At 37.9% G+C, this 768-nt stretch carries 1 protein-coding gene; it reads left to right on the top strand.

The window, feature by feature from the left end; translation table 11 throughout:
* Positions 1–510: copper resistance protein NlpE N-terminal domain-containing protein (locus ACS8FD_RS19635; RefSeq protein ID WP_439277100.1), on the top strand; the 510-nt coding region annotated here is incomplete at its 5' end.
* Positions 511–768 lie beyond the last annotated feature (258 nt).

The following is a 768-nucleotide window of genomic DNA, read 5'->3' as shown; positions in this document are numbered from 1 at the left end:
AAACAGTCTTTGACTGATAGCAAAGCTCGCCATAACAACAAGCATGACTCTATACAGGTAGACGACGATAGTGAAAGTGTTGCTGTAGCAGACAATATAACGAGTACCGATGACGGTAACTCTTTAATGATGGCGGCTAAACCTGATAGCCCTGACAACATACAGCATCGACGTACTCCGATGATTTCAGATGCCAATACGGATAGCGAGTTACAGGCGACTTTGATTGGCGATTATGTAGGTATATTGCCATGCTCATTTTGTTCTGGTATTACAGTGACCCTAAATTTGTTCGCTGATGGTTCAATCACCAAGACGAGCATCTACGAAAACCCAACTACTCCCAAAGTACCCCTGACTGAATATGGTATCTATCGTCAAGACAATGACACTATTACTATTGTTTATGAAAACGATCAAATTGAAAGCTATCGTATTGACAACAACCATCTCGTTATGCTCAATGATGACGATACCTTGAATACAGATTATACTTTATCACTTAAATAAGTAATTGTTTATAAAGTCAGCTACCATCATGCGTATATCAATATAGTTACAACTTTGTTAGCGCCTTTTAAATATACTATCTACGCCTACTTGTTGGGCGTTTTTTATTGGTTATCTATTGGTGTTTACTTTACAATAAGCGCTGCTAGCACTAATGAACAGTTTAGTAGCCGTTAGATACTGAACCTTTTTTAGTGTATTAAAGGTTCGTTTTTGCCAGTACAACTTCATTTAATTCTTATCATCATAGCGTGGAGC

The organism is Psychrobacter sp. 1U2, from assembly GCF_051847575.1.
The sequence above is the reverse complement of the archived record's forward strand: the minus strand, read 5'-3'. Positions and strand labels throughout refer to the sequence as shown.